This is a genomic window from Humidesulfovibrio sp. (assembly GCF_035560995.1).
Classification (GTDB): domain Bacteria; phylum Desulfobacterota; class Desulfovibrionia; order Desulfovibrionales; family Desulfovibrionaceae; genus Humidesulfovibrio.
The window spans coordinates 1-8,086 of record NZ_DATMYK010000148.1 but is presented as its reverse complement, the minus strand read 5'-3'; the positions used below and the strand labels follow the sequence as shown (position 1 = coordinate 8,086).

Annotated in this window: 7 protein-coding genes and 1 pseudogene; 5 read left to right on the top strand and 3 right to left on the bottom strand. The window is 65.7% G+C overall.

Features of this window, described 5'->3' with window-relative positions; genetic code table 11:
* The 4 genes and pseudogenes from VN419_RS05905 to VN419_RS05890 all read left to right on the top strand — a co-directional run.
* Positions 1 to 310 (top strand): annotated as a pseudogene (locus VN419_RS05905) (hypothetical protein); the annotation flags it as partial.
* Positions 259 to 702, top strand: coding sequence for a YraN family protein (locus VN419_RS05900; protein WP_325645439.1), 444 nt, complete (start codon positions 259 to 261; stop codon positions 700 to 702). The pseudogene VN419_RS05905 and the gene VN419_RS05900, both read left to right, overlap by 52 nt.
* A 120-nt stretch (positions 703 to 822) precedes the next feature.
* A complete protein-coding gene (locus tag VN419_RS05895; protein ID WP_325645437.1) occupies positions 823 to 1,518 on the top strand; it encodes an NAD(P)/FAD-dependent oxidoreductase in 696 nt (231 codons plus the stop codon).
* A 102-nt stretch (positions 1,519 to 1,620) separates the two neighbouring features.
* Complete coding sequence (locus tag VN419_RS05890; protein WP_325645435.1) at positions 1,621 to 2,181, top strand: PEGA domain-containing protein; 561 nt, start codon at positions 1,621 to 1,623, stop codon at positions 2,179 to 2,181.
* 99 nt (positions 2,182 to 2,280) lie between these two features.
* On the opposite strand, the gene VN419_RS05885 is transcribed toward VN419_RS05890, so the two are convergent.
* Positions 2,281 to 3,078, bottom strand: coding sequence for a hypothetical protein (locus VN419_RS05885; protein WP_325645433.1), 798 nt, complete (start codon positions 3,076 to 3,078; stop codon positions 2,281 to 2,283).
* Between the two features lie 212 nt (positions 3,079 to 3,290).
* Complete coding sequence (locus VN419_RS05880; RefSeq protein ID WP_325645431.1) at positions 3,291 to 5,963, bottom strand: glycosyltransferase; 2,673 nt, start codon at positions 5,961 to 5,963, stop codon at positions 3,291 to 3,293.
* 441 nt (positions 5,964 to 6,404) lie between these two features.
* On the opposite strand from VN419_RS05880, the gene VN419_RS05875 reads away from it, so the two are divergent.
* Positions 6,405 to 7,298, top strand: a complete 894-nt coding sequence (locus VN419_RS05875) for a hypothetical protein (RefSeq protein ID WP_325645429.1) — start codon at positions 6,405 to 6,407, stop codon at positions 7,296 to 7,298.
* A gap of 4 nt (positions 7,299 to 7,302) precedes the next feature.
* On the opposite strand, the gene VN419_RS05870 is transcribed toward VN419_RS05875, so the two are convergent.
* Positions 7,303 to 8,086: pentapeptide repeat-containing protein (locus VN419_RS05870; RefSeq protein WP_325645427.1), on the bottom strand; the 784-nt coding region annotated here is incomplete at its 5' end.

Genomic DNA, 8,086 nt, shown 5'->3' with positions numbered 1-8,086 from the left:
CCTGGTGCCCGCCATCTCCGCGGCCAGCATCCTGGCCAAGACCTTCCGCGACCATCTGCTGGGCGTTCTGGACCGCCTGCACCCTGGCTACGGCCTGGCCGTGCACAAGGGCTACGGCACGGCCGTGCACCTGGAGGCCCTGCAACGCCTCGGCCCCTCCCCGGTACATCGCCTGAGTTTCCGGGGGGTGCTCCCGCCCGGTGCCGTGGCCGAAATCGCCGGCAACCATGCTTCCGATACCGCCAAGGAGCGCCAGTCATGCCTGCCCGGCATCCCGACGGCCGCCTCGAAGCCCGGCACCTTGAAATAGGCCGCCTGGGCGAGGAAGCCGCGGCCGAGCACTTGCTGGCCAAGGGCCTGCGCGTGCTGGAGCGAAACGTCGTCTTGGGCCGCCTGGAGCTTGATCTGGTGTGCGAGGACGGGGACACGCTGATCTTCGTGGAGGTCAAGACCCGGGCCGAGGGCTCCCTGGCCGCTCCCGCCGACGGCCTCACGGCGCAGAAGCGCTCGCGCCTGGTGCGCGCCGTCCAGTGCTACTTGTCCAAGCACGCCCTCTGGGACCGCCCCTGCCGTCTGGATCTCGTGTCCGTGCTGTTCCGCGCGGGCGCGGTGGCCGGCATCGAGCACGTGGAGAACGCCTTCACGGCCGACGAGCCGCGCCCAGCGGGCGCGGGCCGCAGCAGCGGCTGGCAGCCCTGGTAATTCCCTTCTCCCAGCTTCCCCCCGGCCTGACGCAAGTCAAGGCGCGCAAGATTCTCCTCTGCTAGAAGGGAGGCGATCATCACCCGCAGCAGCCAATCATATCAGAGAGACGGAGGCCCCATGCGCCCGAAGACACACCCAGGCACCAGCGAACCCCGTACCTGCTCCATTGCGCCGCGCACGCCCGGCGGCGTGGTCACGCCCGCGCAGTTGGAGGCCGTGGCCGAGGTGGCCCGGCGCTTTGCCGTGCCCATGCTCAAGCTCATGTCCAGCCAGCGCGTGCTGCTCATGGGCGTGCCCGAGGACGAAGCCGGGGCGGTGCTCGCCGCCCTGGAGGCCGCGGGCGCCCCGGGCGAGATTGCTCGCGGGCATGGCGGCAGTTTGGTTCAGGCCTGCCCCGGCAGCCAGGGCTGCCCGAACGGCCAACAGGACACCATCGCCATGGCCGGGCGCGTGGAAGCGCTTCTGGCCGGGTTCTCTGTGGAGGCGCAACTGCCCGCCAAGGTGCGCGCGGGGCTTTCCGGCTGCCCGCGCTGCTGCGGCGAGTCCTACGTGCGTGATGTGGGCCTTGTGGGCCGCAAGGACGGCTGGACCCTGGCCTTTGGCGGCAATGCCGGGGCCAGGCCGCGCGCGGCCGACGAGCTGGCCACCGGGCTCACCGAGGACGCCGCGCTGGAACTCTTGGAGCGCACCCTGCGGCATTACGCGGCCAACGCGCGCAAGAACCAGCGCACGGCCCGCTTCGTGGAAGGCTGCGGCATCGAGGCCCTGCGCGAGGCCCTGGGCCTAGGCGGAGCCGGGCGCACGGACGAGTAGACGCGGCCTGCGACCAGTCGGCAGCGCTTCAGGCCAGGCTTGTCCAAAGGGGCGGGAGCGTATATTTTGCAGCCAGCCCACCCGCAACTCAAAGGAGAGTCCATGATGCGCACCAAGCTGCCCCTGCTCCGGTCCCTGCTCCAACCTGTGCTCGTCGGCCTCGGCCTTGCCGCCGCCTTCTCGGGCTGCGTGGCCACCCAGAAGATTCCCGTGAGCACAGACCCCAGCGGAGCCGTGGTGTTTCTGGACGGCAAGCAGGTTTGCCCCAGCACCCCGTGCAGCGTGGAAATGCCCAAGGACAAAGACCACCTGCTGACGGTCATCAGGGACGGCTACCGGCAGAAGGACATCGCGGTGCGCCGCGTGTTCGACACGGCCTCCGTGCTGCGCGAGAGCGTGCGCGAGGGGGCCCGCTCCGGCGTGGAGGGCGCGCTCTCCAGCGCGGACCAGCAGGAGCGCGACGGCCGGGCGTATACGCTCAAGCCGGACATGGTCATGCTCAAGCTTGTGGGCGTGAACGAGCCGGAGCCCGCCCCGGCCGCGCGCAACGGCCAGGGAGCCCAGTCCGGCCAGAATGGCCAGGGCACGGGCGACCCGCTGCTGGACATGGGGCTGGAGCTGTTCCGCGTCCTTGAAGGCGGCAAGGACGGCCAGGCCCAATAGCTTCTCCCTTCTTCCATCCCCGCATCACAGCTCAAACAAAAAGGCCCGGTCCTCGCGCGAGGGCCGAGCCTTTTCTTTCCGGCGCGGGCCGGGAACAGCTTAGCTTTGCGCCTGGATCTTTTCGCTTTGCAGCACGGCGAGCTCGGTGTTCAGGGTGCTCAGCTTCGTCTCGTAGGTCTTGGACTCGTCGGAGCCCGCGGCTGCGTCCTTGGCCTGAGCCTTGGCCTGGTCCGCCTTGCCTTGGGCGGCCTGGATCTCCCGCTTCTTGTCGTCAATTAAATCATCGATCTGGGACTCGGTCTTGCCGCTGTTGCTGGTGCCCCCGGCAGATCCGGCCACAGCCGTTCCCGTGCCGGCGGAGCCGGAGCTTGTGGAGCTGTCGGAACTCGCTTCGGCTTCGCTGCCGGACGTGGACGCGCCCGCGGTGGAGGAACTCTGCGCCGCCCGGGTTTTGGCCTCATCGGAAATGGTCACAGAGTCCGTGCCCGCCCCGGCGTCGGCGAAGCCGCCAGAGGCCAGGCCGCCAGAGTCGTCCGTGAGGCTGGACATGCTTCCGCTTTCCGAGGCCTCCGCGAATTTGGCGGAAAGGGCGGTGAGGGCGCTCTTCTGCTCGTCGCTGGTGGCTTCTCCGGCCCTGGTCGCCAGATTATCGGCGATGGTCTTGGCGGTGCTCTTGAAGGCCGTGGGGTCGGTGGTTGACTGCAGTTGCAGTTGGCTCAGAAGCTGCCCCATCTGGGACAGGCTGGTCTGGTCCGAGCTGGAGACCGGCGTGGTGTCTGCGTCCTGGGTGGCGGAACTTGAGTTCTTCTCTGTGTTCTGCGTGTTCAGGGTGCCGTCGATGTTGAAATTGCCCAGGGCGGAACCCAGGAGCGAGTTTGTGGCGTTGATGGTGGACATGGCTCCTCCGGGTAGGTGTTGGCACTGTGCGCAATCGCACACAACGTACCATCGAGACGCTGGCGCCCCGCCCTGGGTTACACGCCCGGCCAAGCCCCTTGCCCAAAAGAAAAGGCCCGGTCCTCATGCGAGGGCCGGGCCATATTCTTTATGCGGGTCCAGGGGGTGCATACCCCCTGGCGGGGTCCAAGGGGCAGCGCCCCTTGCTTCTCTTACGCCTTTTCTTTCCTCTCCACCGGAATGCTCACCGTGGCGGCCGCGCCGGTAGCGGCGGCGCCAGCGATCTGGCAGGTGTTCTGGCAGGCGGTCTGGCGGTTGAAGCCCGGCACCAGGTTCGGCATCACCGACAGGAGCGACAGGCACAGGGAGGCCAGATACGGAGCGCTCTGCACCAGCAGGATGACCGCCCAGGTGACGATGTCCGGGTTCTCGGTGCCGTAGCGGGCGATGACCGCGCCTGCGGCGATCCACAAGAGGCCCAGGATGATCAGTTCCTCGCGGGCCATCAGCAGGCCGCGGGTCACGGCGCAGCGTTCCTCGCACTTGGGCGTGCGCAGGAAGGGCTTCTTGGAGGTGAACAGGCCCTGGATCATGGCCTTGGCGATGGTGTGGGTAAGGGCCAGGCCGGCGATGGCCGCGCCGATGCGCTCCCAGATGCCGCACTTCACGCGGGTCTTGTACAGCCACATGAAGTGGAACAGCTTGAAGATGAACGCGCCCAGCGGCGGCAGCAGGAAGATGGACAGCGGCGTGCCGAAGTAGCGCGGCAGCACCAGCATGCCCAGGCTCCAGAACAGGCTGACGACCAGCACCGCGATCTGGGTGGCGTCGGCGAACCAGGGCAGCCAGCCGGCGATGAAGTGGTACTTCTGGCCGTTGTCCAGGCTGGTGGTCTTGTTCCAGGGCATGAGCTCGCGCCAGTGGCGCTTCAGGATCTGCACCGCGCCGTAGGCCCAGCGGAAGCGCTGGCTCTTGAAGCCGGAGTAGGTGTCGGGGGTCAGGCCCTGGCCGAAGCTCTCGGGCACGTACACGGCCTGGTAGCCGCGCTCGAACACGCGCAGACCGAGTTCGGCGTCCTCGCAGATGCACCATTCGCCCCAGCCGCCCACCTCGTCCATGACGGCCTTGCGGATCATGGTCATGGTGCCGTGCTGGATGATGGCGTTGCGCTCGTTCCTGTGCACCATGCCGATGCGGAAGAAGCCGTCGTATTCCCAGGCGCACACCGTCTTGTAGGGATCCTGGTCCCATTCGCGGTGGTCCTGGGGCGACTGCACGATGGCCACGTCCGGCTTGTCGAAGTACGGAGTCAGCGAGCGCAGCCAGGAGGGCCGCACCTGATAGTCGGAGTCGACCACGGCGATGATGCGCGAGTCGGCCGAGGTGTTCTTGAGGGCGAAGTTCAGCGCGCCGGCCTTGTAGCCCGGCCATTCCTCCAGGTGGAAGAAGCGGAAGCGCTCGCCCAGCTTGGCGCAGTGCTCCTCAAGGGGCTTCCACAGGGCGGGGTCGTGGGTGTTGTTGTCCACCACCACCACTTCATAGTCGGGGTAGTCCAGCGCCGCCAGGGAGTTCAGGGTGGCGATGACCATGGCGGGCGGCTCTTTGCAGCAGGCCAGGTGGATGGAGACCTTCTGCAGGCCCTCGTCCGAGTCGTGGCGCAGGGGGTAGAAGCGGCGCTTCAAGCCCTCGGGCCAGAGCATCTCGCTCATCTCGAAGCCGTTGATGAGCACCACGGCGAGCAGGCCGATCTGCATGGGCAGCAGGAAGGCCCAGGCCGCGGTCTCCGCGGGCAGGAACTCCACGGTGATGGGCGTGAAGGCGATCCAGACCATGGAGCTGGTGACGGTCTGCAACAGCAGGCTGAAGAACAGCTTGCCCTGGAAGGGCTGGTCCTTGCGCTTATACAGGAAGAAGCAGATGGGGATCAGGCAGAGCAGGGAAACACCCCACTGCACGGGCCAGAGGCTGTCCTCCAGGATGGTGCCCACCAGCGGGATCTTGTTCTCGCGGTCCACGCTCCAAATGCCCCAGTGCGCGCCCACGACGCCTTCAAGGGGGCGCTTCCAGGGCTGGTCAAAGGCTTCCATGACGCAGTAGTCGATGTTCTGCTGGGCGGCCAGGTTCATGAACTGGCGCAGGAACTTGGCCTCGTTGGCGATGGACGCCTTGGCCTTGCCCCAGCGCTCGCCGTTACTGGGCCAGCCGATTTCGGCCACCAGCACGTGCTTGTCCGGGAAGCGCTCCACCACCTGCTTGTAGCGCTTCATGCTCCACTCGATGGCCTTCTCCTCCGGGATGCGTTCCCAGTAGGGCAGGATGTGGATGGCGATGAAGTCCACGTTGTCGGCCAGCTCGGGGTTGTTGATCCACACGTGCCAGGGCTCGGCGGTGCTCACCTGAACGTTGGGAGCTGCCTCCTTCACGCGGCGGATGTACTCGGACAGGGCGGCGGGCTTGAAATCGCCGCGCAGGATGGATTCGTTGCCCACGATGGCGCGGGTGACGTTCTTATGCTCCTGCAAATTCTTGATGAGCCCGGCCATCTCGATTTCGTTGCGCTTGAGGCGCTTGTCGAGCCACGCGCCCGCGATGACGGGCATGTCGTACTTGTCGGCGATGGCGGGGATGGCTTCCATGCCTTCCATGGACGAGTAGGTGCGGATGGCGCCCACCTTGCCCTTGAGGAAGGCCACGTCCTGCTCGATCTGAGCGGCCGTGGGGAACTTGTTGACCAGGGGGTCCTGGTCGGCCCGGTAGGGGCTGAAGGAAACGGCTTTGACCTGGCCCGTGAAGTCGAGCTGCGGGTCGGCCGGGCGGTTGAACCAGGCCCACAGGCCCAGGTTGACCGCGATGACGATGAGCACGATGAGTGCGTTCTTGCGCATAGTGCCGCCCACTCCAGGATGGCGTGTGGTCGATTACAGTTTTGAGGCTCCACCCATAAAAACAGCGGCACAGGGCCGCTCCTGCGGCGCTCGGCCGAGGCGGGGTTGCCCTTATATCATCCCGGATGTTGAGGCAACCGCCTCTGCTTCCGGGCTCGCGCACTTTTGGCCATAGTGTACCATTTGTGCGCACTCAGGGCATTCCCCACGCCCGCGTCTCCGCGCCTGACATGTTTAAAGCAAGGGTTGTGCCACTTTGTAACAGGCTCTATTTCAACGTGTTTTGATAAAAGTTACAGGTGGAGTAACTTTTTGGTGTGAAATATTTGCGCACATCGCGACGCACGCGTCGCGGCAGGGCGGAATGGGTCGTCCGGACGCTTGGGCGCGGCGCTTCCCTCCTCGTGGAAAATGAGGCAAGAGGGCCTTGCGGAGGCTGATATGACATTGACGTATCTGCTTTGGGCGGGGCTGCTTGCGCTGGCCGCCCTGGCCGGGCTGGGTGCCGCCTGGTGGGGGCGCGGGCGCTTTGTGCGCGGCCGCCGCGCGCTCATCGCCGTGGGCGTGTTTCTGGCCGTTGGCGCGGCCGGGGGCTACCTGGCCCACGGACCCGTGGCCGCGTACGTCGCAAAATCCCGTCTGGAAGCCGCCACCGCCCGCGCCAACGATATCTTCCGCACCGACGGCCTGTTGCGCGCCCTGGCCCAGGCCGAACCCGAGCGCGCCGGGGCCCTGCATGCCCGGCTTGTGCTGGCTCTGGCCTCCGCCACGGAGGCCGAGGCCGCGCCCGTGGAGCAGCGCCTGCGCGGCGAGGCCATGCATGAGGCCCTTTCCGCCGCCTTTTCCCGCCTGCCCAACGCCTCGGACGAGGCCGCCGCGCGCCTGGCCCAGGCGCTTTTGGCCGCGCTGGGCGCTTTGCAGGGCGCGGATTCGCTCTTGTGCCTGGGGCTTTTGCACCCGGCCTCGGCCATGGACGCCGCGCTGACCGAGAACGCCCTGGCGCGTCTGGAGGGCAGCGTGCGCAAGGATCTGGAGTCCGCCCTAGCCCTCACCCTGGCCTCAAGCGTCATGCAGCCCCATGCCGCGCCGCTGCCCGCCAAGGCCGACGCCGCGCTGGCGGACATGTTCGTGGAGAATCTGCCGGAATTCCAGAAGTCTTACGGCAACCCCAAGCAGGTGGGGCAGCTTTTCTCGGCCCTGGCCGAGCCGGAGCAGGCCCGGTCCATCGCGCCGGAGACGCTGTGCGCCTTTGCGCAGGACCTCTTGCGCGCGCTTCTGCGCATGCCCCCGGCGGAACGCGGCCCCGGCCTGCGGCGGCTGCTTGGCGCGGGGTAGGGCCCTAGCGCCGGAAGCGGTTGCGCACCGCCAGGGCGAAGAGGGTGAATTGCACGGCGATGAGCAATTGCCAGAACCCACGCCCCACCTTCACCCAGCCCTCGCCGGGAATGTCCTTGGCAAAGGGGATGGTGGCCATGGTGTACCCCGCCGCCGCGCTTCCCGGCAGCTCGGCCCACACCCAGGGCTCCTTGATGCTGTTGGCGAGAAACGACAGCGCGACAAGGGCCAGCAGCCATACCCCAGCGCGCACAGCGCGTTCGCCGAAGCCGGAGGTGGCCCAGTAAAGCCACAGCATGACGGCTTCGAATATTCCACTACCCCCACGCCTAAGTGCCATGAGTTTTTCGTGGTAGTGCCAGCGCGAGACTTGAGGTTGGTCGTGTTCCTCGGCAGCCTTGTGTTTGAGCGCACGATAAAGCTCTTCAAGATTTATCGGGTGTTTTTCATTTTTGGGCGCATACGTTTCGGGCCATGTGACATCAAAAAATGAAAAGCTCTCCACTTCTCGGCTAGAAATTTGAATGTTCCCCAAAGACTTTGCACATATTTTTCCAACCACAATCGTTGATCTCTCTGCATAGACTTCGGTGAAATCAGCAGCATCTAGAAAATTCGTCTGTCTAAAGTAAACTCTTCTCGTAAACTTTGCTGCCCGAAAACATACTTTATAATCAAATGTAGCTGCATCGAAATATGCTGGCCCGTTAAATGTACACCTGTAGAAGCTTTCATTGTTTAGGGGATCTAGAAAAAATGTTGCATTCCCGAAATGTGTGCTCTCATTA

Excerpts from the sequence above, each read along its gene's own strand:
- VN419_RS05900 (WP_325645439.1), top strand. The coding sequence starts at position 259 with ATGCCTGCCCGGCATCCCGACGGCCGCCTCGAAGCCCGGCACCTTGAA.
- VN419_RS05895 (WP_325645437.1), top strand. The coding sequence starts at position 823 with ATGCGCCCGAAGACACACCCAGGCACCAGCGAACCCCGTACCTGCTCC.
- VN419_RS05890 (WP_325645435.1), top strand. The coding sequence starts at position 1,621 with ATGATGCGCACCAAGCTGCCCCTGCTCCGGTCCCTGCTCCAACCTGTG.
- VN419_RS05885 (WP_325645433.1), bottom strand. The coding sequence starts at position 3,078 with ATGTCCACCATCAACGCCACAAACTCGCTCCTGGGTTCCGCCCTGGGC.
- VN419_RS05880 (WP_325645431.1), bottom strand. The coding sequence starts at position 5,963 with ATGCGCAAGAACGCACTCATCGTGCTCATCGTCATCGCGGTCAACCTG.
- VN419_RS05875 (WP_325645429.1), top strand. The coding sequence starts at position 6,405 with ATGACATTGACGTATCTGCTTTGGGCGGGGCTGCTTGCGCTGGCCGCC.